Raw genomic sequence first — 25105 nt, 5'->3', positions numbered from 1 at the left:
TTCTAGGGACGATTAACTCTTTGTTGCTCGGTTTTTACTTAGCCCACTAGGTTACAAACCTCGCGCCGCGATTTAATCGCCCCTAGATTGAACAAATTTCAATCCACAAAGATCAACACGCCCTAGTACGATTGGGTTTAATTATTCAATCTAAGCCTAAGGTTAGATAAATTTATTATCTAACGTTAGGCTTGTTTACTTTCGGTGGTAAAACATCAACTGTTTTGCCACCTTCCCGCCACGATTAATCTTATTTAACAGACTTTAAATAATCTGAACTCTGGATAATAAATCTATCTCGAGCAGCTATTTTCAGCGCTAACTGCGTTGAATTTACTTGCAATAGGCCCGCTATTGACGCGTAAATTCGCCTTGTTTTCACTAAAAATCTCAGGCTAGAGAAAATAAATTTAAATATCACCATGATTCAATATGTTAGTAAATCTCTTAACCAGAGCTCAGATTAAATACTATTTTTTTTCATTTTTTTTGATTTAAATTTTTTTCGTCACATCTTTGTAAAAATAGCGTTCTATTATGAACCTCACCAATCTGGACTAGACCAGAAAACATGAGGTTCATTTAATGATAAAACGACACGCAATAGCAACGGCAGTATTACTGTGTACCAGCCCGTTATTCATCACTTGTAATGCCATAGCTCAAAACGCAACATTTGTAGGTACAGTAAAAGATAACAAAACACATTTATCAGGTGCGTTAATTAGCATTGTAGGCACTGATAAAAGTACGGTTACCAACTATCAAGGCCAATTTGAACTACCTAAGCTTGATGCGGGTAGTTATCAATTAAAAGTATCTTACTTAGGGTATCAACCTTATTTAATTGATATAAATATCGCAGAAGATGAGGTAAAAAAACTAAAACCAATCACTCTCTTTGCAGTAACGAACGACAATGCTATTGAAGAAATTATTGCCGTAGGACAAATTCAACGTGGTGAAATGGCCGCTGCAAATAACCAAAAAAATGCTAAAAGCATTAAAAATATAATCTCTGCAGATGGGATTGGTAAACTCCCCGACAGAAATGCTGCCGAAGCTGTGCAACGTATTCCTGGTGTATCAATTGAGCGAGATCAAGGCGAAGGTCGCTTTGTTGCCGTTCGCGGTTTACCAGCACAGTGGAGCTCTGCAAGTATAAATGGCGATCGTTTGCCCACCGCCGAGGAAGAAACCACCAGCCGCGCCACTGCATTTGACTTTTTCCCCAGCGAACTGATTGAATTTGTTGAGGTATCTAAAGCACTTACACCTGATATTGAAGGCGATGCGATTGGCGGCAACGTAAACTTTGTAACCAAAAAAGCACCCGATGATTTTGTATTTAATACCAATCTTGCTATTGGCCAAAATGAATTAGCTGATGGTACAAATTACTCCGCTAATGTACTTTACGGAGATAGACTCCTTGATGACAAGTTAGGGTTCTTAATTAATGCGACCGCTTGGCAACGAGATTGGGCCACTGATAACTATGAACCTCGTCGTGGTAATGACGGCTTAGGTATTTATCGATTAGAGCTACGTGATTACACGGGTACACGCGAAACCTATGGCCTCAATGGTGCTATTGAATATCAGCTCGAACAAGGAACATTAAGTGCTACAGCTATGTATGGCACACTAATAGATGATGAAACGCATTATAAACACCGCATGCGTTTTGATAAAAACCGCGCAGAAGTACAACATATTCGAAATGAATTAATTACTGAAATGACAGGTTTCGAGATTGCCGGTGAGCACTACTTCGGTTACGACAAAACCCTCTCATGGAAACTCTCTAGTTACGAAAACGAGTTTCGTTATGGTGATACGCCTAATACCGATGACAACAGCTATTTTGTCGTGCGATTTGATCAAAAAGATGTCGGCTATCAAGGGCTAGAAGACCGTGGAACGGGTAAAAATTATGCCTATAACACGGTTGATAACGGCAGCGATCCTTGGAATGCAATCAGTAATCACTTACCCAATGGGTTTTCATTCGATCCCAGTAAAGCAAAGCTCTCTTGGGTAGAGCTTTATAAAGTATTCGTTAACGAAAAAGATAAAATTGTCGCCAGCACAGATTTTGAATGGCAACTAGACAGCGATTTAATATTAAAAGTAGGTGCTAAATATCGTGATAAAGAACGCGTAGCGCGTTTTAGTGATGAGTTTTACGCATGGGATAAAGCTCAGTATGGCGTAGCACCTACGTTAAGTGACTTTAGTTTGTCAGACCAACCAGGCAGAAATGGCTACTTAAATGAGCTAAATGTTGACTATCAAAGTCAATTTTCGCAGGTTGCCGCAACTGATGCTTTGGCACAATTTTGGAATAAAAATAAAGAAAAATTTGTACTTGATAAGAGTGAGTCTGCTTTAATCGAAAATGGCGGTGCACTTGGTCGTAATTTTGATGTGAGTGAACAGCACGCATCGTTATACGCAATGGCAACTTATACCTTTAATAGCCAGTGGGAAATGTTAGGTGGATTACGGTTAACACAAACCGATACGAAAGTTGACGGTTACCTGTATTTAGCCGACGAGGATAAAGTCATCCCTAGCAGCGCAAGTAACGATTATCTCTCTGTGTTACCAGCATTGCACCTTACCTATCATTTTGATGAGCAAACAAACTATCGCTTAGCGTTAACTCGCTCATTTTCTCGTCCTGATTTTGGCTCCCTTACCCCTGGCGCAACTTATTTAGAAGCAGAAAACGAACTTGTTACTGGTAATCCAGAGCTTGATCCTACTTATTCAAATAATCTCGACTTTATGGCTGAGTACTTTTTCGAAAGAGTCGGTTTAATTTCTGCCGGGGTGTTCTACAAAGATATCAGCGACCCTATTTTTCAAAGTAGTTCAATGGGTAAGTTTGGCAACAAAAGTAGCGTCAATATTATTCGCCCAGAAAATGGGGATAGTGCATGGCTTGCTGGAGTTGAAATGGCTTTTAATCGTGACTTAGCCTTTATTAATCCTGCTTTGGAAAGTGTGGGCGTTATGGTCAATGCTACATTTATGGATTCACAAATGAGCATCCTAGGCAGAGCTGACAAGGTCGCGATTTCACGCCAAGCCGATAACTTATATAACTTTACCTTGTACTACGATGATTCATTTTTTGCTGCGCGAATTGCGCTTAACTATAAAGGCGAATATATCGAAGAGCATGGCAGCAACTCACAGTCTGATAGCTATTATGGCGATAACACCAGTGTTGATTTTACTACGTCATATCAGCTTAACGATAATGCATTAGTCTATTTAGAGTTAAACAATCTAACTAACGAGCCACTTAAATATTACTTAGGCGATGAGAGTCGCCCTCTGCAAGTCGAATATTACGGTGTGCGTGGCATGATTGGCATTAATTACCAATTCTGATCACTTTATGTTGTGCGGGGCTATGCCCCGCAAAGGACTGCTTTATGTTTACTCAACCACAATGGCTAAAACGTGCTCACGGTATTGGCTTTGTTTTATTCGCCGCCAGCTCTGCGTTTATGACTTACTTTTGTATGTACGCTTTTCGAAAGCCCTTTACTGCAAATAGTTACACCGAGTTTGACGATCCTAGCTGGCAAGTCAGCTTTAAAATAGCTTTAATTCTTTCACAAGTTTTAGGCTATCTATGCGCTAAGTTTATAGGCGTTAAGGTCATTGCAGAAATGCGTCACCAACAACGCGGTCTAGCGATCATTGCCATGATCGCGGGTGCCGAATTATCGCTGATTTTATTTGCCATCACACCGGTTGGTTTTAATATTGTCTGGCTGTTTTTTAACGGTTTATCGCTTGGCATGATTTGGGGAATTGTGTTTAGTTTTTTAGAAGGCAGACGCACCTCTGAAATTCTTGGTGCGGTGCTCAGTGTTACCTTTATTCTCGCCTCTGGTTTAGTCAGAAGTGTTGGCAAATGGCTAATTGATACTTTAAATGTGCCTGAACTGTGGATGCCTGCTGCAACCGGCGCGCTTTTTTTGCCGATACTATTACTGAGTGTTAAATGTTTAACATTATTACCTGATCCAACCTTGGCAGATCAGCAAGCCCGTCAACAGCGCTTACCTATGGATGCCAAAGCACGCTGGCAGTTTTTTAAACGTTATTGGTTTGGTATCAGCGCTTTGATATTGAGCTTTTTACTCTTTACAGGCTTTCGTGATTTTCGTGACAACTTTGCAGCAGAAATATGGCAAGCACTGGGGTACGGGCAAGAGCCTGCTATTTTTGCTTATGCGGGGATCCGTATGGCACTCATCGTACTAATCGCTTTGGGCGCAATGGTACTGGTGAAAAATAATAAAACCGCATTTTACGTTAATCATGCATTTATATTATTTGGCGCTTGCTTACTTATAAGCAGCACTTTGGCTTTTGAAAGTCAATTACTTAGCGCCAAAGCCTGGATGGTGTTACTCGGTGCAGGCCTTTATATTAGCTACATTCCCTATAACTGCTTCTTATTTGATCGAATGATTTCGGCCGTTGGTTCAACAGCTAACGCAGGTTTTTTAATATATCTAGCCGACTCTGCTGGATATTTAGGCTCTGTGGGCATTTTACTCTATCGCACCTTTGTAATGCCTGAAATCAGTTGGCTGAACTTCTTTATTACCGCCAGTTATTGGGTCGGCACTGTGGCTGGGTTTTTAGTTCTGTGCTCGTTAAGTTACTTTTCAATTCGTTTATCTACACAAAAAACACCTGCGCCAACATTGGCCTCTATAAATATTTAAGGAACATTATGACAAAGTTAGAAGCACTCATTTTAGATTGGGCCGGCACGGTTGTTGATCATGGCTCAGTTGCTCCAACCACCATTTTTGTTGAAGCATTTAAAACCGCGTTTAATTTCGAAATCAGTTTACAAGAAGCGCGCATTCCAATGGGTATGGGTAAATGGGATCACATCGCAACATTAGGATCACTTGCCGATATTAAAGCGCGTTGGCAAACACAGTTTGGTGCGCCTATGAGTAATGACCAAATTGATCATATTTACGAGACTTTTATGCCATTACAAAAAGCCAAAGTCGCTGAGCGAGCAATGCCAATTGCAGGGGTATTACCGGTGTTAAATCGCTTAAAGCAACAAGGTTTGAAAATAGGCAGTTGCTCAGGTTATCCTCGCCAAGTTATGGATATATTAGAAGTTGCGGCGGCTGAATATGGTTATAAACCCGATCACAGCGTGGGCAGCGATGAATTATCAGCGGGATCTCGCCCTGGTCCTTGGATGGCCCTTGAAAATGTAAATGTATTGGGGATCAGCAATGTCGCACATTGCGTTAAAGTCGACGACTCAGCACCTGGTATTGCAGAAGGCTTAAACGCCGGAATGTGGACAGTCGGCGTTGCATTAACAGGCAATGCAGTGGGCCTAACAGAGTCACAATGGGAAGCATGTTCACAAACCGAACAAGATGAACTTACTCGTACAGCCTACCAACAACTTTATTACAGTGGCGCACATTACGTGATTGATTCACTCGCTGATATTGAGCCTATTCTTATGCAAATTGAAGCAAGACTTGCACGTGGAGAGCGCCCATAATGGCATATCAACCTTTTTGGTTTGATAGCGCTATAAATGAGGAGGCCGCTGCGCCTTTTCATTTATTACCCCAAGGGCACCACACTGATGTGTGCATTATTGGTGGCGGGTTCACCGGCCTTTGGACTGCAATTAATATTAAACAACAACACCCTACAAAAAAAGTAACCATTATTGAGCAAGGATTATGCGGCCAAGGCGCATCTGGGCGAAATGGCGGCGCAATGCTAACCTGGTCAACAAAGCTTCCTAGCCTAATTAAGCTCGTTGGTTTAGATAACGCGCTATTTTTAGTTAAGCAATCTGAACTAGCCGTGCATGAAATAAGCGCATTCACAAAAGAACAAGGTATTGACTGTGACTGCAGAATTGACGGATGTTTTTATACCGCCTCTAACCGTGCACAACTGGGCTTGCTTGATAACGCTTTGAATTGTTTAGATCAATTTAAACTCAATTCTTGGCAAAAGTGCACTGCTGAGCAACTATTACAAACAGGCTCAAAACAAAATTTGCATGCTCATTTTTCTGCTCATGGCGGCAGTATCCAACCAGCAAAATTAGTCAGAGGGCTTAAGCGTGTTGCCCAACAAATGGGGGTTGATGTTATTGAGCATTGTCGTTATAAACAGCATCATGGACATGAGCCAATAAATGTCACCACCAATCAAGGGGCATTAGTTTGTAATACCCTTATCTTTGCTGTTAATGCGTGGCTACCCACTTTACAAAGCCAGTTTTCCCGCTCAGTCGTCTTGGTTTCAAGTGACATGATCATCACCAAACCAATACCTGATGTGCTTGAGCAGCTCAAATTAAACCATGGTAGTGCAATTATTGATTCTCGCACTTTTGTTAACTATTACCGCAGCACCTCAGATGGGCGTTTAATGCTTGGCAAAGGTGGAAATTATTTCAGTTATGGCAATAAAGTACACCCCAAATTTGACCAACCAAGTCACTATAAAAAATTACTTAATAGCTCATTGGCTCATTTTTTCAAAGGGCATGAACTGCCTATCGAACGCACATGGACTGGGCCATCTGACAGAAGTGCCACTGGCTTTCCTTTTTTCGGGCATTTAAACGCACATCCGCACGTGCTTTATGCAGGTGGTTATTCTGGTAATGGTATTGTTCAATCTTATTTAGGCGCAAAAATACTCTCAGCTATGGTGCTTAATAATAATCCACAATGGCAACACTGCGGATTAGTAAATCAGCCGCTTAAGCAATTCCCAATAGAGCCTATTCGTACCGCTGGCGCCTATATTGTGCGTAATGCTATTCGCCGTAAAGAGTTGGCTGAAGATTTAAACTTGCAACCGCATAAAATCGACTGCTACTTAGCTAAACTCAGCGGTAGTGCAGCAAAAGTTGACACGCAATCACTCAGGTAATATACAATGTCTAAACAAGATTTTCCTGCCATTGCTTCAACAGTAGCAGAAATTAGTTTTTTATATCTCACTTACGGTAATATTCACTACGATGAAGCCTGTTCGCAGTTTGCTCACGGTGCACAATGTGCCTCATTAGCGCAACGCCAAGGTCACAAGGATGATATTGTAATTGCCGCATTTTTACATGATATTGGCCACTTAATTGCACAGCACCAGCAAAAATCAGATATGAATCAACAAGGCTACATTCATCATAGCCAGCTTGGAGCTGATTTTTTAAAAGCTCACAATTTTAGCCATGCAGTGGTCCGGATGGTGCAATATCATGTGCAGGCCAAGCGTTATTTGGTGTCAACTTCAAAGTGCTATCGTGCTTTACTGTCAACCGCAAGTCGCAAAACACTACAGCAACAAGGAAATGGATTAACAAAACATCAGCAACAGGTTTTTGAAAACCAACCTGACTTTGAAGATTTACTTACATTACGTCATCTCGATGATGCAGGTAAAGATCCAGACATGGTTACATCAGCTCTGTCATACTGGTTACAAAAAATTGAGCTGCACTTACAGCACGTTAGTGCATACGCAAAAAAATTTAACCTAGAAAGATAAACTGACCCTAAACTAAGCTGGCAAATAATTAACCTAAATTTTGGTTAAGATATTTATTAACATACTGATTTAATGATATAAACTGAATGCTATAAGCGTTAACAGTGGTCGTTTGAGATGGGTTAATTATTCACACCTCAAATCAATGAACGGTAAACATAAAACTATGCTTTTATTTCAAGAAATTCGCAATTATATCCTCACCCTACTCCAGCAAGACGAAATTGCTACGGGCAGTAAGCTGCCCTCAGAGCGGGCTTTACAAGAACACTTCAATTCTACACGGATCACTGTGCGTGAAGCATTGATCCGATTAGAAGCGGAAGGATTAATTTATAGTCAAAAACGAAAAGGCTGGTTTGTCACTCCACATAAACTAAAATGGCATCCCGCAACAAAAGTTAACTTCTACGAACTTGCTAAGCAGCAAGGCTTCACAGCACAAACACGTTTAGTGAGTGCGAACAAAATCGATAATATTAATTTTACCGATATCTTTAGCGCACAGAGTCTATATCATCTACAACGTGTGCGTAGCTTAGACAATCGTGCAGTCATGTTTGAAGACATTTTTTGTGATGCACAGCGCTTTGACGGTCTTAATAAGTATTCGTTAAATAGCTCAATTACCGAGATCATGGCCAAACAGTATGCAACAAATGTAGTAAAAGAACAGAGTATTATTAGCGTAACGGTGCTTCCTGACGATGTCTGCGAGATGCTTGAAAAAAACAGTGGTACACCATGCTTAAAAGTAGTGCGTCAACGTTTTGATGAGCAACAAAAATTGGTTGATCATAATATTGAATATTGGTTACACAATGCTATTGAAATGATTGTCGAAGGCCAATAAAAGCGATACTTCTAATATCGCTTTTATTACTCAATTTATACTGTATCTTGCCAATAAAGATTACTTGCTACGGCGTCAAGCAAGCGATGCATATCAGCTGCAAATACATGGCCAATGTTACCAATACGAAAGCAATCCGCATCCGACACTTTACCCGGATAAATCACAAACCCTTGGTTTTTTAGTGCATTATAAAACGTTTTAAAGTCGTAATCCTGTCCTGTTGGTGATAAAAACGAGGTAATAATCGGTGAATGCACTGACGTATCTAATAAAGGAGAAAAACCAAGCTTTTTCATTCCCTTGACAAGAATATGCTGATTTTCCTTGTAACGTTTATAACGCTCTGTGATCCCTCCTTCTTCTTCAAGTTCGACTAATGCCTGATAAAAAGCACGTACAACATGAGTTGGCGAAGTAAAACGCCACTTACCATTGTTTTTCTCCATACAGTGCCACTGTGCAAAGAGATCTAAAGAAAGGGAACGTGAAACGCCTTCACTTTGCGCTAAAAGATGGTGTTTGCAAATCACAAAACCAAAACCCGGTACGCCTTGAATACATTTATTAGCCGAGCTAATCATCACATCAACATGCCAATCAGCCAAATCGAAAGGGATCCCACCAAAACTGCTCATTGCATCTAAAACAAACACCTTGTTATACGTTTTGGCCAACTGTCCCACTGCTTCGGCTGGGTTTAACATACCCGTGGTTGTTTCGCAGTGAACCATTGCTATATGCGTAATATCAGAATCGTTTAGTAAAACAGCTTCAATATCAGTTACATTTGGTAGTTGGGTTTCGGTGTAATTGATAATGTGTGTATTAATATTCAAATAGGCAGCAATTTCGCCTATTCGCTCACCATACGCCCCATTATTAATAACCAACAATTTATCACTGCTTTTTATTAAGCTACCAAGAGCAGACTCTACACTCGCTGTTCCGCTGCCTTGCATTAGCACACTGGTGTAACCTGGATGTGCCGTAGCAAGTGCCACCAGCTTAGCTCTAATTGCCTGAACTACACCTTGGTTATATTCATCGTCCCACGTACACCAATCCTTTAGCATCGCTTTTTTTACAGTATCAGAAGTACTTAGCGGCCCTGGGGTTAGTAATAAATAATCATTCATAGTTATTCCACTCAATCTGGTCTAGTCCAGATAGTATTAAAGATTTTAACTTGAAAAAACAGTGAAATTTTTATGACAGATCAAAGCGGAAAAAGGGCCTTTCGGCCCTTAGATTGTTAAATAACAAAGGGAGAGTTATTTATTAAAAACGGTATTCTGCGCCGATATAGTAATAAGCACCATTAAAGCCAAATGGCGCTGAACGGCGTGAGTACTCAAATACACCAGGGCTACTTACAATAGTATTACCATTTGCATCGACAATGGTACCTGAACGTGAATTACCTATTTTGTTTTTGTCAGGATAGACATCAAACAAATTGTTAGCACCAATGTTGACAGATAGGTCTTCTGTAACAAAGTAATTCACTTTAATATCAGTCAAAATTTCTGCTGAATACGTTTGGCTGCCGCCATCTTCAACCGTGTATTCACCAAAGCGATTGAGCGATAAATTAACCGTCCAATCATCGCGTTGATAAAGCGCACTTAAGTTAATACGATCCTCTGGTTGCCATTCTTCGATGATTGAAATTTCTTGATCTGAGAATACATCTTCAACCGGCACCGTTTCTAAACCTGAACCTGCTGGTGTAAATAACGACACAACATCAGTTTTAGTAAAGTTAGCAGCAAGTGTAAAATCAAGTGTGCCGCCTAAACCTTCTGTATTCCATGTTGCTACAAAATCGATACCACGTGTTTCAGTATCAGCACCATTTAAGAAAAACTGACCCGCACCGGCACCAGAGCTAACTAGTGCGGCATCTAAGCTAGAAGAAAGCCCTTTGCCTAAACGATTACTGATAACAATACGATCGTCAATATCTATCGAGTAGTAATCAACCGTCACGTTAATGTTATCTGTTACGTTATACACGATACCTAAACTGCGATTTTGAGATTTTTCTTCTGTCAGTTTTGGAATACCTAAACTTTGCGCAAGTGTTGAATCATTTCTGAATGTCCCCACTTCTTCAGCAACCAATGTACCATTTGGACCGACAACAAACTGCGTACTAATGTTATTAAAGTATAACTGTTGCATAGACGGGGCTCTAAAGCCTGAGCTTAATGCACCGCGTAATGAAATATCCTCAGTAACTGACCAGTTACCCGCTAGTTTAAAGTTAACAGTATCACCAAAGCCTTTGTAGTTATCGTAGCGAAGTGCGCCCGATAAAATGACATCGTCTATTACATATGCCTCAGCGTCTATGTAGAATGAAATGACATCACGCGACTCATCAACAGATGAAGCAGGAGATGAACCACCAAAACCTTGCGTGCCACCAGATGCGTTTTCACTCCCTACACCACCACTTAACCCGTTGTAAATACTTACCCCGTTATTTGTATCGTAATCGCGGTATGCGTATTCATTACCTTCTAAAATACGGTATTCGTCAGTACGAATTTCGGCGCCCATCGCTAAAGAGTAATCATCAAAGTTTTGCGTAAAATCAAGATTGATGGTTTGCAGTGATAACTCCATACCATAGGCATATGCTTCACGAGGGATTGTTGTACGAATATCTGCAGCACTTAACCCTTGGTCATAACGTAAAAAGTTAGCGTATGAAGCATTAATTGTGTCACTTGTTGTGTAATCAATACTGTTTTCACCGTAAGTGTAAGATAAGTCTAGGCTTGCATCATTATCAAACTGTGTTTTATAACCGAAGTTATAGGAAATGTCATCGATAGTGGTGTTTATTTTTGGTAAGAAACCTAACGGAATTGTCGCATCGTTATCTTGTAGTACTGGGTTACCGCCCGCATTTGCATTATGACGGAAAAACGCAGCCGATTCGTTATCACGCGTCGAGTAAGTAATAAAACCATAAAGCTCGCCATCACCTAACTCATAACCAGTATTAATTGTTAAGCCAAACTGTTGAGAGTCGGCATCACCAATTCTAAATGTATCTCTGTCTGCGGTCACTTCACGCGGATCACCAGCTAATAAAGTACCGTCACTTAGCTCTGTACAACCGTAGAATTGGCAAGAGCCATGTAAACCAGCACGGTTAGTTGGCGAACGGTCGCGGTAATTAATTGTTGCATTTAAATAACCGTTATCGCCAAGCGCAAAGCCTTTATTAAAATCAACATTAATCGTTTCGCCATCACCTTCTGAATATTGACCATAATTGATAGCCGCTTTACCGCCTTCGCTACCATCTTTAAGAACAATATTAATAACACCGGCAATTGCATCAGAGCCATATTGAGCCGCAGCGCCATCACGCAGTACTTCAATGCGTTTAATAGCAGAGGCTGGAATTGCATTCATATCAGTCCCCGCAGTACCACGTCCTACTGATGTATTGATATGAATAATACTTGCTTGGTGGCGACGTTTACCGTTGATCAACACGAGTGTTTGATCTGGACCCAAACCACGCAGTGTGGCAGGTCTTAATGCATCGGTACCATCACTAATTGACGAGCTTGAAAAGTTAAATGAAGGGGCAATAGACTGTAACATACGGCCAACTTCGGTTTGGCCTGTGTTTTCAAGCGCTTCAGCACTTAAAATATCTACTGGAACGGGTAAATCTTCAACTGAACGCCCTGCTACGCGGCTACCGACAATAGCAATTTTTTCAATTTTTTCTTGAGCAACTTCTTGTGCTGCACTGACACCTTGTGAATTTACCGCAAGTAACGCGGGTAATATGGCTGCACTGACCGCTGAAAGCTTCATCATGTTGTTATCATTCCTGTTGATTTGTTTGAGTTTTATACTCAGTAATCCATTTTGATCAACAACCGCATCGAGCTCAGTTCCACCTAGCAATGCTGCTAATGCATCTAGCTGGGTATAAAATCCATATACTGAATTTGCATCATATTGCTTTGCCAACTCATAAGAAAACACCACGGTTTGCTCGGTTTGCTTAGCAAATTCAATTAAGGCTTTATCTGCTCGCTGCGCTTTTATATCAAATTGCACCATTTGCCCAGTGGTTTGAGTTGTGGCTTGCACACTGATACTAAAAATCGCAGGGGCAAGCACACTTAAACCACCCAATAAATGCGTATGGTTACTGCGCAACTTATATAAACAACTGACAAACAAAAATCCTCTATGGTTTTGTTTCTTTTTTTTAATGTTTTTTTTACGTGTGATCTTTATAGATGCAACTTTATCTAACATATGTTTGATTTGCATAGCTGCTACTTATGATTTTGTCTGGTATTTAAGACTTACCACATGCTCGCCTAAACGTTCATGGTCAATTGAAAAGTTAGTTTGTAAGCTCTCAAGTAAGCCAGCTACGTCGCCTGCTCTAAATACGCCTGCCACTTTAATTTTAGCAAGCTCTGCAGATGATAATTTAAAGCGCGTAGCGGTATAGCGACTCACCTCGTTTAAAGCGTCACCTAATTGCTCCCCGTTAAAAATTAACATCCCATTTTGCCATGCTAAGTCACGTTGTACATCATCTACAGAAAGCTGCGTTATTGGTTTTGTTATACTTTGTTCAATAACCGCTTTTTCGCCAGAAGTAACAATATTTGCATTAATTTGACGAATTTTTTGTGTGCTGTTGTCAGCAAGTTGGTACGCTTTAAAGTCGTTAGCATCAACCGCGACACTTGGATCGGTGATCATCACCTTGCCTTCGGTAACCACGAGCTCTAAATCTGATGAAGTATTGCGTTGTACATTAAATACCGTGCCTAACGCAGTAAAGCTCTTATCACCCGCCATAACACTAAATGGACGCGATACATCTTTTGCCACGTTAAAACGCCCTTCCCCCTTATTGAGTAATAATTGCCTGCGCCCTTTGCTATAAGCAACTTCTAACATACTGTTCGTATTTAACTGCACAATAGTCCCATCGGGTAAGACATAGGTTGCTTGTTCGCCCACTTTAGTTTGATAAATTTTAGTGTAATTGACTTTAGCTAACTCTTTATCAAAGTCATTTTCTAAATTAACCAATAAATAGCTGCAAACCATTAACGCTGCAAATAAACTTGCCGCAATAGAATATGGAACAACCCACTTGCCCTTAGAGTGGTTAGCACTCTTGTGTTGAGGGAATAAAATGCTTAATTCATTTAACACAGAAAGTTCATCCCACAATTGGGCAATTTCGTATACTGCATCTTGATGCGCGACACTTTGCAGCATCCACAGCTTAAATTGTTCTTTTTCTTCATTGCTAAGCCCACGATCAATAGCACTTACCCATGTACAGGCTTTTTCTAAAATTACGTTTTTTGAAGTAAATGGATGCACATTGCTCATTTTGCAACTCTCTGTGTTGACAACGGTTGCAATGAAGCTGGCGTAGTGTTGTTTTGTGAATTAATATTTTGGTCATGCTCTCGCATATACAATAGGGTTTGTAATAATCCCTTTGCTATATGCTTTTCCACCGTACTTTGGCTTAGCTGCATGTTTTCTGCTATTTCTTTTTGGCTCATACCGTATACTTTTTTTAATATAAAGCATTTACGAATCGAGGCACTAAGCTGTTCTGTGGCTCTACAAAAAAGTAAAAAGCGCTCTTTAGAGGTGTATTCATCCTCAAGCTGCATTGATTTAAGCAACATGGGCAATTCACTGTTTTGCTCTAAAGATTCGTTAAATTTGTTATCCCACCTAGCAATATGATTAAGTGCTAAATGCTTTGCTGTTTTAAGCATGTAACTGCGGGTAAATTGAATATCTTGTTTTAAATCGGCTTCGTAGCTTTTTATAAACGTTTCTTGCACAATGTCTTCTACGTCATCGGGCTGAACTATGCGAGAAACAAAACGCTTAAGCTGACTTGAAATATCAACAAATGTTGACGTAAACGTTACTTTTTTCGTCATCCTTAACATCCACCTGTTGTTATTTTTATTACTAATAGGTTACGAGTTTTTGATATAAAAACAAGCTCAAATGTTAATTTAGGGTTATTTAAATGGATAGAAAGATAAATGAGTAAATTTTTAGATTATATTCGATTAAGCTTTTTTGCCTGCGGCTTGCTTTTAGGTGTGCAAATTCCTGCATTTGTAAGCGACTTTGGACAGGCCCTAAATGCACAACTCATTGAAGCCAATAAAGCAATTGCACCATTTAAAAATGATGCCGCACAGTACTTTAACAATGACTTAGAAAAACTGATCAAGCACTATCAAAATTTAGATGATGATATTGTCGCTAAAGGTGCAAACAATATTGATACACTCAATACTCGCCAGCAAACATTGCAAACTGCCGTTAATGCATTTTCACAGTCGCCCTATTTATTTACACTCACCAGTAATTTAAGTGATATAAAACAACAAGTATGGCAACGTTTTGAAGGACAAATTATTTTAAAGCAGGACTCAATTACAGCCGCTGTTATTGCAGCCATTATTATAGCCCTACTCGCAGAGCTTAGTGGTTATCTAGTTTTAACAGGAATAAAACGCGCGTACCTGCGATTATTTACAGCTTAAAAATAGCGATTTCATAAAATCATAAAATACATCGGTTTTGCGAGTGGTTAAACTATTTTGCGGCCGTAAAAACCACACTGGCGCGTCACTTTGCGCCATCACACCCGCCATTATTTCAATTAAAGTGCCATTTTTAAGCTCCTCGCTAATGGCTATTTTTGATTTAATTGCAATACCATGTCCTGCAATGGCAGCTTGAGTCATGTTGTCTGAGTTTGAAATAGTAAAACGAGTTTTAGCGTTAAAAGTATGTATTTTTTTGTGTTCGTCAAACAATTTTAATTGCCGTTGCCACGGCAAACATACCCAGTAATGTTCGCTCAACTGCATTAAATTTTTAGGCATACCGTGTTTTTTTATATAACTCGGCGCTGCGCAAAGTATTCGGCTATTATTTACTATTTTTCGCGACAGCAATCCTGAGTCATTTAACTGCCCTACCCGAATCGCCACGTCTTGCGCGTCATCAACCACATTAACAAAATGATCGGTTATTAAAAAATCAAGTTTTAGCTCAGGATAAGCCAGCTCTAACTCATTAAGTTTAGGCATTACATATTTTGAAAAAACCCAAGGTGGCATAGTCACGCGTAATAAACCGCTAACTGATGAACTTCGTGCACCGATACTATGCTCTGCGTCCTGCAGTGCTTCTATTATGGCGCCAACTCGGGTGTAAAATATTTCTCCTGCGGGAGATAATCGTATTCGTCGGCTATCTCTAAAAACAAGCACGGTAGCAAGTTCGCGCTCTAATTTACTCAAGCGGTGGCTTACCGTTGCAGGTGATAAACGTTGCTCGCGCGCAGCAGCAAGTACCCCTTTGTTTTCAACCACAGCTATAAATGTTTCTAAATCACTTAAGTTATACATAAAGGTGCCATTGAGCATTTTTCAATGTTTAATATTTTCGAATGAAGCTTTCACTTTTGCAATGTTTATTTAAATAACTAAAACACTATACTGTCATACAGTTTAATTATTGAGGTTCAATCATGAGTTTAAAAGCGCAAATAGATGCCTACAACATCCAAAAAGAGGCCAAATTACCGGCTGATGTTTTGGCATTAATGAACACCACAAACGAAGAGCTTATCGCACAGCATATTAAAGACAATGCGTTGCAAACTGGCCAAAAAGTAGAGAACTTCAGCTTAGAAAATCATAAAGGCGAAAACGTTAAACTTGCGGATTTACTACAAAAAGGCCCTGTCATTATTAGCTTTTATCGAGGTGGTTGGTGTCCGTATTGTAATTTAGAGCTAAAGGCGCTTAACGATTACTTACCGCAATTTAAAACTCAAAGCGCTCAATTAGTGGCTATATCACCACAGTTGCCTGATGAAACTCTCTCAACGGCACAAAAAAACAATCTCGAATTTGATGTACTTTCAGATGTTTGTAATAAAGTAGCTGAGCAATTTGGTTTGTTGTTTACACTCGATGAGCGTATTCAAAAATTATATACCGAGTTTGGCATTGATTTTGAACACTACTATGGCGATAAAAGCTTTAAATTGCCGCTACCTGCCACTTATGTAATTAATCAAGAAGGTATTATTACTTATGCCTTTTTAAATGAAGATTACACATTACGTGCAGAACCTATCGACGTAATGGCGGCACTTGAGTTGGAGAACAATTAATGTCTATTTTAAAGTCGTTAAAAACGCTTACGCTTTCACTTCTTGTTGGTACAAGCCTTATCTCTGGTTATGCGGTTGCTCAGCAAGCACCAGCAAAGCCTAAAGTGCTTATTTTTGATGTAAACGAAACCCTACTTGATTTGACGTCAATGCGTACCTCTATTGGTAAAGCACTAGGCGGACGTGAAGATTTATTACCGCTGTGGTTCTCTACCATGCTACACCATTCACTGGTAGACACAGTAAGTGGTAGCTATCACGACTTTGGGCAAATCGGGGTGGCGTCACTCCTTATGGTAGCTCAAAACAACAATATTGATATTACCAGTGAACAAGCTAAAACAGCCATTGTTACGCCACTTTTGACCCTTCCTCCCCATAGCGATGTTAAAGAAGGACTGGCGAAACTAAAAGCTCAGGGCTATAAATTAGTAAGTCTTACAAATTCTTCAAACAAAGGTGTTAAGGCACAGTTTGAAAGCGCTGGTTTAATGTCGTACTTTGACGCACGTTACAGTATTGAAGATATTAAAATTTATAAACCAGACTTACGTGCTTATGAGTGGGTACTTAAAAAGCTAAATGTAGTACCTAATGAAGCAATGATGATAGCAGCGCACGGTTGGGATGTTGCTGGTGCAAAAGAAGCTGGCTTACAAACCACATTCATTGCACGCCCTGGCAAAGCCCTTTATCCATTAGCTAAAAAACCTGACCACGTCGTGAAAGATTTACATGAATTAGCCGCTCTACTTAAATAAGTATGCGCTAATAAATCAATACCCAAGCGGTCAATGTCAGGATGATATTGGCCGCTTTTTTATAACTAATCCTAAATATGTCTTAGTGTATTTATTTTCATAATCAGTATGTTAAAAATTGAATGTAAACAAAGTATTTAGCTCGTTATGCGTTACTTTATCTGCTAGCAATTTAGTACTCACAACGCTACTATTAAATAAATACGTGGTGGAGAAGATGATGAATAGTGAAAGATTAGGTGAGTTTGAGCAGTACTTTCAAATAAATGAAAGTATAAGAGTGAATCTATTCGCTGTATCGAATGATGAAGTGCCTCAATCGCAACTTGAATTAGAAGACGACATACCCCCACTATTTAGACTCGCTAACGAAGTCAGTGAACTTGAACAAAGCTCTTTACGCCCACTGCGTAACTTAGGCGATATAGCACAAGAGCTAGCTACTTTTTTACAGGCGCAGTCACGTAAAATTGATTTAATAATGAGCCATATTCTAGCTTCAGAGCAAGCACAAGATAACGCTATACAATGTGATAGCTACGGCGGTGGCGGTATTCGTTTTACCTCACCAGATGTACACCCCATTGGTCAAGCATTTAGAACCAAACTGTTTTTGCACCACGAGGCTTCTGCGGTTTATTGTTACACCGAAGTGGTTGCCATAGAAAAGCAAGAGAGTGAGCATTATCAATACACCATGCTATTTACTGCCATTAGAGCAACCGATCAAGAGCTTATTGTTAGAGCGAGTTTACATGCGCAGACTCGTCAGCTTAAAAAACGCCAAGAACCCGAACCAAACCAAGCCGACCTAAACAGTGATAATTAGCTGACATCTTTATGTAAAATGCTAAACTAGCGTCATCTTAATTAGTATATAAAATTCATGAACTTTAGACTTTTACCAGAATGGGCCGAGCAAGACGCCGTTATGCTCACGTGGCCTCACAAAAACACCGATTGGGCCGACAACTTAGCACGTGTAGAACCTGTTTATACTGAACTTGCTAAGCACATAACAACGCAGCAACAGCTTGTTATTGTGGCGCATGACAGCGCCTTAAAAATGCATATTACAGCACTGCTAAATAGCGCTAATATCGCTCTAAATCGTGTTCATTTTGTAGTAACGCCTACCAATGATACGTGGGCACGCGATCATGGTCCGCTCACTTGTGGCGCTATTGATACGCCAGGGCAACTAAAAGTATATGATTTTACTTTTAATGGTTGGGGCAATAAGTTTGAAAGCACATTAGACAATCAAATAAACCGTACATTGGTAAAAGAGCTAAGTAGTTCAAAAAACCAATATCAAGCACTCGATATGGTACTTGAAGGCGGAGGTATTGAGATAAACGAACACGGTGTATTACTAACAACCAGTGAGTGTTTACTCAATAAAAACCGTAACCCAGATTTAAACCCAAGTGATATTGAAGCACTTTTAAAAGAGCACTTGGGCGCGACACGTTTTTTATGGGTTGATCATGGCTATTTAGCGGGCGATGACACCGACAGCCACATTGATACGCTCGTGCGTTTTGCACCAAATAACACCCTTGTCTATGTAAAGTGCGATGATAAAACTGATGAACACTTCAGCGCACTTGATGCAATGGAAAAACAACTGCAAACCTTTAAAACTGCCGATAACACCCCATATAACTTAATTGAGTTACCGTGGCCAAAAGCTGCTTATGACGATGAGCAAACACGTTTACCGGCTACCTACGCTAACTATTTAATTATTAATAATGCGGTACTTGTGCCAACGTATAATGATACCAATGATGAACTTGCTTTAGCACAAGTTCAAAAAGCATACCCTGAGCACATTATTATTGGCGTAAATTGCCAACCTATTATTGAGCAATTTGGCAGCCTGCACTGTATTACAATGCAATTACCTCGTGGATTTTTAGCTGGAGCAGCACAATGACAAGCCCTGCAAAGTTAACCGTTGCGTTAGTGCAACAAAGCAATACCGATAACGCTCAGGACAATATGGCAAAATCAATGAGTGCCATTCGTGAAGCCGCTCAAAAAGGTGCAAAACTGGTTGTACTTCAAGAGCTACACCGAAGCCTCTATTTTTGCCAAACCGAAAATGTTGACGTATTTGATTTAGCCGAAACTATTCCAGGTCCTAGCAGTAATGCCTTAGGTGAGCTTGCTAAAGAGCTAAGTATTGTAATTGTCGCTTCTTTATTTGAAAAACGTGCAACGGGCCTTTATCACAACACCGCAGTTGTATTAGAGCAAGACGGCAGCATTGCGGGTAAATACCGAAAAATGCATATTCCTGATGACCCTGGTTTTTACGAAAAATTTTACTTTACCCCAGGTGATATCGGTTTTGAGCCTATTCAAACCTCGGTCGGTAAATTAGGCGTGCTAGTATGTTGGGATCAATGGTTTCCTGAAGCTGCACGTTTAATGGCAATGGCTGGCGCTGAGATATTAATTTACCCAACCGCTATTGGTTGGGATCCTAACGACGACATTGCTGAGCAAACTCGTCAAAAAGATGCGTGGGTTATTAGCCAGCGTGCCCATGCCGTTGCCAACGGTGTACCGGTAATTAGTTGTAACCGCGTTGGCCATGAAAGTGACCCAAGCGCGCAAAGCGATGGTATTGCGTTTTGGGGCAATTCGTTCATTGCAGGCCCACAAGGTGAATTATTAGCAGAGGCTAATAATACTGATGAGCAAATTTTAGTAGTAGAAATTGATCAAAAACGCTCAGAAAACGTAAGACGTATCTGGCCGTTCTTGCGTGACCGACGAATCGATCACTATAAAGACCTAACAAAAATATACCGAGACTAAGTCACCTGAACTCTGGGTAACAAATATAATGGCTCTTACTTGCTAAGAGCCAACTATAAATGGAGTAATAAATGGCGTTTGAGCAATGGGCAGCCTTGCCTTGGGTAAAATCTCATAAAGATAAAATTCAATGGGGCCAGCTAAGCGGAAGTGGTTTAAGTATTGCCATTGCTGAAGGCGTTAAACAACAAGACAACTTAGTTTTGATTGTTACGCCTGATACACCAAGCGCACTGCGCCTTGAAACAGAGTTAGAGTATTTATTACCCGATAATCCGGTAATGGTATTTCCTGATTGGGAAACTCTGCCATACGATCATTTCTCTCCCCATCAAGATATTATTTCAGCCCGTTTAGCCACTTTAAACACCTTAAAAAAAGAACAACAAAGTGTGTTAATTGTGCCCGTATCTACTTTAATGTTGCGCACTGCACCCGCCTCGTTTATTTACGGCTCAACAATAAATTTTAAAGTCGGCGACAAGCTAGACACACATAACTTTCGTGACAACTTAGAGCAAGCTGGTTATTTAAATGTTCAACAAGTAATGGAGCACGGCGAATACGCTATACGTGGATCTATTGTTGATTTGTACCCTATGGGTAGCCCGCACCCATTTAGACTCGATTTTTTTGATGACGAACTCGACACAATTCGCTTATTTGATGTAGAAACGCAGCGTTCTGATGAAAAAGTAGATAAAATTGAGCTACTTCCAGCGCATGAATTTCCTACTAACGACGCTGATATTGAACGTTTTAGAATAAGCTATCGCGAAAAATTTGGTGCAAGCTCGCAGCAAGACTCTGTATACATGCAAGTAAGCAAAGGTAACTGGCCTGCGGGTATTGAATACTACATGCCGTTGTTTTTTGAAAAGCTAGCGACTATTTTTGACTACTTGCCAGATACGACAACTGTTATGCAACTAGGTGATTTAGAGCATGCGGCAGACACCTTTTGGCACGATGTAAATGTACGCTATGAGAACCGAAGAGTTGACCCACTTCGTCCATTACTAGAGCCTAATGCGCTTTATCAGCCTATTGAAGAGTTGTTTTCTAATTTAGGCAATTTTGCACGTATTCGCTTATCGCTTGCAAAGCTTGGCACTAAAGCAGGGAATAAAAACTTAAGTGTTAGCGAGCTGCCTGCCATTCGAATTGATCATAAACAGCATGAACCTTATGGCGCGTTCATAAATTATGTAGCAGAGCAAAAAAAGAAAAAAGGCCGCATATTACTCAGTGTTGAATCGGACGGTCGTCGTGAATCATTACTGAGCATTCTAAAACCAAGCGGTTTAAAATTTAAAGAATTCGAAACACTCGAACAATTTATAAAAAGTGCAAGTGATGTAGGTTTAATAGTAAGCCCGCTTGAGCAAAGTGTGGTACTTGGCACTAAACCAAGCCTATCAATTATTACCGAGCAAGAACTGCTGGGTATTAAAGTATCTCAGCGCAGACGCCGCAAACATAAATACGAAGCCAGCCAAGATGCGCTAATCCGTAACTTAGCTGAGCTTAAGGAAGGCCAACCTGTTGTGCATCTCGATCACGGTGTTGGGCGTTACCAAGGTTTACAAACAATTGATGCCGCAGGTGTAATTACTGAGTTTGTTACGATTACTTACGCAAGTGAAGCTAAATTGTACGTGCCGGTGTCTGCATTGCATATGCTTAGTCGTTACTCTGGCGGTGAAGAAGCCAGTGCCCCGCTGCATAAGCTTGGCTCAGATGCATGGGAAAAAGCAAAAAAACGTGCGGCTGAAAAAGTACGCGATGTCGCCGCCGAATTACTTGATATTTATGCTCAGCGCCAAGCAAAGCCTGGTAATAAATTTACCCTAGATGCCCCTGCATATCGTCAATTTAGCGATAGCTTCCCGTTTGAAGAAACTGACGATCAGCGCAACGCCATAGAAGCCGTATTAGGTGATATGCAATCAAAACAAGCGATGGATCGTTTAGTGTGTGGTGATGTAGGCTTTGGTAAAACAGAAGTGGCCATGCGCGCTGCTTTTGTAGCGGTTAACGATGATAAACAAGTGGCAATTTTAGTGCCTACCACCTTACTGGCTCAGCAGCACTATGAAAACTTTAAAGACCGCTTTGCTGATTTTCCTATTGAAGTTGGTGTGCTTTCGCGCTTTAACTCCACTAAAGAGCAAAAAGACACGCTTGAGAAAATGGCCAACGGTAAGCTCGATATAGTTATTGGCACACATAAACTTATTCAGCAAGACATTAAATTTCACGATTTAGGCTTACTTATTGTTGACGAAGAACATCGCTTTGGGGTGCGTCAAAAAGAGAAAATTAAAGCACTGCGCGCCGATGTAGACATACTTACACTAACTGCAACGCCAATACCGCGTACACTCAACATGGCCATGAGCGGCATGCGCGACTTATCAATTATCGCAACGCCACCGGCTAAACGCTTAGCAGTAAAAACCTTCGTACGCCAACGCGATGTAGAACTAATACGCGAAGCGGTACTGCGTGAAATTAAACGCGGTGGCCAAGTTTACTTTTTACATAACAACGTAGAAACGATTGACCGTGTTGCACAAGAAATTAGTGAATGGGTGCCGGAAGCGAGTGTAACCTCAGCCCATGGTCAAATGCGCGAGCAAGAGCTTGAGCAAATAATGACTGACTTTTATCATCAAAAATACAACGTACTGGTGTGTACAACGATTATCGAAACGGGTATCGATGTACCGACAGCCAACACCATTATTATGGACAGAGCAGATAAACTCGGCTTAGCGCAGCTACATCAATTACGTGGGCGAGTTGGTCGAAGCCACCATCAAGCGTATGCCTACTTACTAACAGGTGACCCTAAAGCGCTTTCTAAAGATGCGAGTAAACGCTTACAAGCAATCGAATCGTTAGAGGATTTAGGTGCAGGTTTTGCCCTGGCGACACATGATTTAGAAATTCGTGGCGCGGGTGAGTTGCTTGGCGATGATCAATCAGGTCAAATGCAAACCATCGGCTTTAGTTTGTATATGGAAATGCTTGAACAAGCAGTAAATGCGCTACGCGAAGGTAAAGAACCAACACTTGAAAATCTACTAAAAAAACAAACTGAAGTAGATTTGAAACTAGCTGCATTATTACCTGACGACTACATACACGATGTTAATGCACGATTAGGTATGTACAAGCGCGTTGCTAGTTGTGCTAACCTTGACGATATGGATGAGTTACAGGTAGAGCTAATAGACCGTTTTGGTTTATTACCCGATGCTGCTAAAAACTTATTTAGCTTACAACAGCTTAAAATGCAGGCCAGCAATTTAGGGATAACAAAAATTGAAGCTAACCCTAAAGGCGGTTACTTTGAATTCAGCCAAGATACTAAGGTTAACCCTAGCTTCATCATTGGTTTGATACAAAGTGCACCTAAGGTGTACAAAATGGATGGCGCAAATAAACTGCGCTTTGCAATTAGTGAGGCAAATGCCCGCGAACGCTTAAAAATGGTCACTGCAATGATTGCAGATTTCGAAAAAAAGGTTAGCCATTAATGTTGCTAAAAAAATCGCTGGTTATTTTATGCTGCTTATTTAGTAGCACTGCATTTGCAGAGCGTTGGTTTGAGGTTGAAGTGCTCATATTTAAACAGCGCCCCGCCCCCTACTTGCAAGAAGACTTTAGCCTTAAACATAAAGCTATTGCAGATAAAAACACCCTAGACCTATTGACTCCGCTTTATACAGAGCAAGCAAAACAAGCGTGCATAGATGGCGATGAGCGCTTTCAAACACGTTCATTTACCGATTCATTAGTTGACGTTAATCCACAGTCAAGTGTATGTGATGAGAGTATTGATTATTTACAAAGTTACGATGAACTCCCTGTAACTCCCCTTGTTGAAACACAAGAAACAATGGAGCAAACTTACCTCTTATCATCTGAGCAATTGCAATTTAAAGCTCAATATGCACAGCTATCTCGTAAAGGGCTAACACCTTTACTGCATACAGGCTGGCGCTTTGAAGGAGCAAGTAAATCACGCTCGCCGAGCATGCATTTAATTGCAGGTCAGCACTTTAAAAATGATATAAATACGATACCTAGCTATGCTAACCCTGATTTTATTAGTTTGTTAAACGCTCAACCTGCACTGTTTAACGCTCCAGATAAGCCAAACGTTGAATGGGAACTCGATGGTTTATTTAAAATTCATTTACGTCATTATCTCTTTATAACAGCCGATTTTGATATCAGCCAAAAACTAGCAAATGGTGATATAGAATCAGCCCGCTTTTCACAATTTAGACGTGTGATCAGTGGCGAAGTGCACTATCTTGATCATCCTCGTATGGGAGTAATAGTGCAAATAAGAAAGTTTAACCATTAACCTTATACCAATTGCATTAAATTAGTGATCTATTATAGGGATAAGAAAATAGCTCAATAACATGGCTAAAATTATGATACATAGTTGTTCTATATAAATAATTTTTAACGTAGCTAGATACGCTAGAATGATCATGTTTTTAATAAAATTGGTATTATTCATCTTTAGGAAATAAAAATGAAAAAACTTCTAATTATCGTAGCCTTACTTAGTCTTGCAGCGTGTTCAAAAGTAAGTCAAGAAAACTACGAGAAAATTAAAATAGGCATGGATAAAGCCGACGTTGAAACACTATTAGGCAGTGCTGATAACTGCGTAGAAAAAACACTCCATACTAACTGTGTTTGGGGCGACGAAACTAAAAATATAGAAATCACGTTAGTATCCGATAAAGTAACTTTATACAGCAAGCACGGTTTAACTAAATAAGTGAATGCTTA

At 40.3% G+C, this 25105-nt stretch carries 20 protein-coding genes; 15 read left to right on the top strand and 5 right to left on the bottom strand.

All coding sequences use genetic code 11. The features are described from left to right. Window positions 1–585 precede the first annotated feature (585 nt). From H5119_RS04900 to H5119_RS04875, 6 genes are all read left to right on the top strand, one after another. The gene (locus H5119_RS04900; RefSeq protein WP_182701418.1) at window positions 586–3405 is read left to right on the top strand and encodes a TonB-dependent receptor; all 2820 of its coding nucleotides are present in this window, start codon (window positions 586–588) and stop codon (window positions 3403–3405) included. Between the two features lie 44 nt (window positions 3406–3449). After that, entirely contained in the window at window positions 3450–4760 is a 1311-nt protein-coding gene (locus H5119_RS04895) for a DUF5690 family protein (RefSeq protein ID WP_077538277.1), read from the top strand. A gap of 8 nt (window positions 4761–4768) precedes the next feature. After that, a complete protein-coding gene (phnX, locus tag H5119_RS04890) occupies window positions 4769–5578 on the top strand; it encodes a phosphonoacetaldehyde hydrolase (RefSeq protein ID WP_182701417.1) in 810 nt (269 codons plus the stop codon). Next, on the top strand, window positions 5578–6978 hold the full coding sequence (locus tag H5119_RS04885) for an FAD-dependent oxidoreductase (RefSeq protein WP_182701416.1): 1401 nt from the start codon (window positions 5578–5580) through the stop codon (window positions 6976–6978). The genes phnX and H5119_RS04885 overlap by 1 nt, the downstream gene beginning before the upstream one ends. Before the next feature lie 6 nt (window positions 6979–6984). Next, the gene (locus tag H5119_RS04880; RefSeq protein ID WP_182701415.1) at window positions 6985–7596 is read left to right on the top strand and encodes an HD domain-containing protein; all 612 of its coding nucleotides are present in this window, start codon (window positions 6985–6987) and stop codon (window positions 7594–7596) included. Between the two features lie 166 nt (window positions 7597–7762). After that, window positions 7763–8449, top strand: a complete 687-nt coding sequence (locus H5119_RS04875) for a GntR family transcriptional regulator (protein ID WP_182701414.1) — start codon at window positions 7763–7765, stop codon at window positions 8447–8449. Window positions 8450–8484: 35 nt separating this feature from the next. Here H5119_RS04875 and phnW read toward each other — a convergent pair whose 3' ends face one another. From phnW to H5119_RS04855, 4 genes are all read right to left on the bottom strand, one after another. Next, window positions 8485–9588: a 2-aminoethylphosphonate--pyruvate transaminase gene (phnW, locus tag H5119_RS04870; protein ID WP_182701413.1), complete on the bottom strand. Its 1104-nt coding sequence runs from the start codon at window positions 9586–9588 to the stop codon at window positions 8485–8487. A gap of 142 nt (window positions 9589–9730) precedes the next feature. Then, a complete protein-coding gene (locus H5119_RS04865) occupies window positions 9731–12766 on the bottom strand; it encodes a TonB-dependent siderophore receptor (RefSeq protein WP_182701412.1) in 3036 nt (1011 codons plus the stop codon). A gap of 9 nt (window positions 12767–12775) precedes the next feature. Continuing rightward, on the bottom strand, window positions 12776–13855 hold the full coding sequence (locus tag H5119_RS04860; protein WP_182701411.1) for a FecR family protein: 1080 nt from the start codon (window positions 13853–13855) through the stop codon (window positions 12776–12778). Then, the gene (locus tag H5119_RS04855; RefSeq protein WP_182701410.1) at window positions 13852–14427 is read right to left on the bottom strand and encodes a sigma-70 family RNA polymerase sigma factor; all 576 of its coding nucleotides are present in this window, start codon (window positions 14425–14427) and stop codon (window positions 13852–13854) included. The genes H5119_RS04860 and H5119_RS04855 overlap by 4 nt, the downstream gene beginning before the upstream one ends. 108 nt (window positions 14428–14535) lie before the next feature. On the opposite strand from H5119_RS04855, the gene H5119_RS04850 reads away from it, so the two are divergent. Beyond that, window positions 14536–15045 (top strand): DUF2937 family protein, encoded by a 510-nt coding sequence (locus tag H5119_RS04850; protein ID WP_182701409.1) that lies wholly within the window; start codon window positions 14536–14538, stop codon window positions 15043–15045. Here H5119_RS04850 and H5119_RS04845 read toward each other — a convergent pair. After that, window positions 15031–15918 carry a LysR family transcriptional regulator gene (locus tag H5119_RS04845; RefSeq protein WP_182701408.1) on the bottom strand — a complete coding sequence of 296 codons (888 nt, stop codon included), beginning with the start codon at window positions 15916–15918 and terminating at the stop codon, window positions 15031–15033. The genes H5119_RS04850 and H5119_RS04845 overlap by 15 nt on opposite strands. 122 nt (window positions 15919–16040) lie before the next feature. On the opposite strand from H5119_RS04845, the gene H5119_RS04840 reads away from it, so the two are divergent. The 8 genes from H5119_RS04840 to H5119_RS04805 all read left to right on the top strand — a co-directional run bounded on the left by H5119_RS04840 (window position 16041) and on the right by H5119_RS04805 (window position 25094). Then, window positions 16041–16691, top strand: a complete 651-nt coding sequence (locus H5119_RS04840) for a peroxiredoxin-like family protein (RefSeq protein ID WP_182701407.1) — start codon at window positions 16041–16043, stop codon at window positions 16689–16691. Further along, window positions 16691–17452 carry a haloacid dehalogenase type II gene (locus tag H5119_RS04835; RefSeq protein WP_182701406.1) on the top strand — a complete coding sequence of 254 codons (762 nt, stop codon included), beginning with the start codon at window positions 16691–16693 and terminating at the stop codon, window positions 17450–17452. The genes H5119_RS04840 and H5119_RS04835 overlap by 1 nt, the downstream gene beginning before the upstream one ends. A gap of 220 nt (window positions 17453–17672) precedes the next feature. Then, a complete protein-coding gene (locus H5119_RS04830) occupies window positions 17673–18281 on the top strand; it encodes a PilZ domain-containing protein (protein WP_138586393.1) in 609 nt (202 codons plus the stop codon). A 57-nt stretch (window positions 18282–18338) separates the two neighbouring features. Beyond that, window positions 18339–19394, top strand: a complete 1056-nt coding sequence (locus H5119_RS04825; RefSeq protein ID WP_182701405.1) for an agmatine/peptidylarginine deiminase — start codon at window positions 18339–18341, stop codon at window positions 19392–19394. Next, the gene (locus H5119_RS04820) at window positions 19391–20284 is read left to right on the top strand and encodes a carbon-nitrogen hydrolase (protein ID WP_182701404.1); all 894 of its coding nucleotides are present in this window, start codon (window positions 19391–19393) and stop codon (window positions 20282–20284) included. Before H5119_RS04825 ends, H5119_RS04820 begins: the two co-directional genes overlap by 4 nt. 71 nt (window positions 20285–20355) lie before the next feature. Further along, entirely contained in the window at window positions 20356–23829 is a 3474-nt protein-coding gene (mfd, locus tag H5119_RS04815; RefSeq protein ID WP_182701403.1) for a transcription-repair coupling factor, read from the top strand. Next, entirely contained in the window at window positions 23829–24665 is an 837-nt protein-coding gene (locus H5119_RS04810) for a peptidoglycan binding protein CsiV (RefSeq protein WP_182701402.1), read from the top strand. The genes mfd and H5119_RS04810 overlap by 1 nt, the downstream gene beginning before the upstream one ends. 177 nt (window positions 24666–24842) lie before the next feature. After that, entirely contained in the window at window positions 24843–25094 is a 252-nt protein-coding gene (locus tag H5119_RS04805) for a DUF3862 domain-containing protein (protein ID WP_182701401.1), read from the top strand. The last annotated feature ends 11 nt before the right edge of the window (window positions 25095–25105 follow it).

The organism is Pseudoalteromonas sp. SG45-5 (genome assembly GCF_014164085.1).
Classification (GTDB): domain Bacteria; phylum Pseudomonadota; class Gammaproteobacteria; order Enterobacterales; family Alteromonadaceae; genus Pseudoalteromonas; species Pseudoalteromonas aliena.
The sequence above is the reverse complement of the archived record's forward strand: the minus strand, read 5'-3'. Positions and strand labels throughout refer to the sequence as shown.

What these genes read in the sequence shown, in the direction of transcription:
- H5119_RS04820 (WP_182701404.1), top strand. Translation starts at nt 19,391, where the DNA reads ATGACAAGCCCTGCAAAGTTAACCGTTGCGTTAGTGCAACAAAGCAAT.
- H5119_RS04875 (WP_182701414.1), top strand. Translation starts at nt 7,763, where the DNA reads ATGCTTTTATTTCAAGAAATTCGCAATTATATCCTCACCCTACTCCAG.
- H5119_RS04855 (WP_182701410.1), bottom strand. Translation starts at nt 14,427, where the DNA reads ATGACGAAAAAAGTAACGTTTACGTCAACATTTGTTGATATTTCAAGT.
- H5119_RS04845 (WP_182701408.1), bottom strand. Translation starts at nt 15,918, where the DNA reads ATGTATAACTTAAGTGATTTAGAAACATTTATAGCTGTGGTTGAAAAC.
- H5119_RS04810 (WP_182701402.1), top strand. Translation starts at nt 23,829, where the DNA reads ATGTTGCTAAAAAAATCGCTGGTTATTTTATGCTGCTTATTTAGTAGC.
- H5119_RS04880 (WP_182701415.1), top strand. Translation starts at nt 6,985, where the DNA reads ATGTCTAAACAAGATTTTCCTGCCATTGCTTCAACAGTAGCAGAAATT.
- mfd (WP_182701403.1), top strand. Translation starts at nt 20,356, where the DNA reads ATGGCGTTTGAGCAATGGGCAGCCTTGCCTTGGGTAAAATCTCATAAA.
- H5119_RS04860 (WP_182701411.1), bottom strand. Translation starts at nt 13,855, where the DNA reads ATGAGCAATGTGCATCCATTTACTTCAAAAAACGTAATTTTAGAAAAA.
- phnX (WP_182701417.1), top strand. Translation starts at nt 4,769, where the DNA reads ATGACAAAGTTAGAAGCACTCATTTTAGATTGGGCCGGCACGGTTGTT.
- H5119_RS04835 (WP_182701406.1), top strand. Translation starts at nt 16,691, where the DNA reads ATGTCTATTTTAAAGTCGTTAAAAACGCTTACGCTTTCACTTCTTGTT.
- H5119_RS04865 (WP_182701412.1), bottom strand. Translation starts at nt 12,766, where the DNA reads ATGCAAATCAAACATATGTTAGATAAAGTTGCATCTATAAAGATCACA.
- H5119_RS04805 (WP_182701401.1), top strand. Translation starts at nt 24,843, where the DNA reads ATGAAAAAACTTCTAATTATCGTAGCCTTACTTAGTCTTGCAGCGTGT.
- H5119_RS04850 (WP_182701409.1), top strand. Translation starts at nt 14,536, where the DNA reads ATGAGTAAATTTTTAGATTATATTCGATTAAGCTTTTTTGCCTGCGGC.
- H5119_RS04840 (WP_182701407.1), top strand. Translation starts at nt 16,041, where the DNA reads ATGAGTTTAAAAGCGCAAATAGATGCCTACAACATCCAAAAAGAGGCC.
- H5119_RS04900 (WP_182701418.1), top strand. Translation starts at nt 586, where the DNA reads ATGATAAAACGACACGCAATAGCAACGGCAGTATTACTGTGTACCAGC.
- H5119_RS04830 (WP_138586393.1), top strand. Translation starts at nt 17,673, where the DNA reads ATGAATAGTGAAAGATTAGGTGAGTTTGAGCAGTACTTTCAAATAAAT.
- H5119_RS04825 (WP_182701405.1), top strand. Translation starts at nt 18,339, where the DNA reads ATGAACTTTAGACTTTTACCAGAATGGGCCGAGCAAGACGCCGTTATG.
- phnW (WP_182701413.1), bottom strand. Translation starts at nt 9,588, where the DNA reads ATGAATGATTATTTATTACTAACCCCAGGGCCGCTAAGTACTTCTGAT.
- H5119_RS04885 (WP_182701416.1), top strand. Translation starts at nt 5,578, where the DNA reads ATGGCATATCAACCTTTTTGGTTTGATAGCGCTATAAATGAGGAGGCC.
- H5119_RS04895 (WP_077538277.1), top strand. Translation starts at nt 3,450, where the DNA reads ATGTTTACTCAACCACAATGGCTAAAACGTGCTCACGGTATTGGCTTT.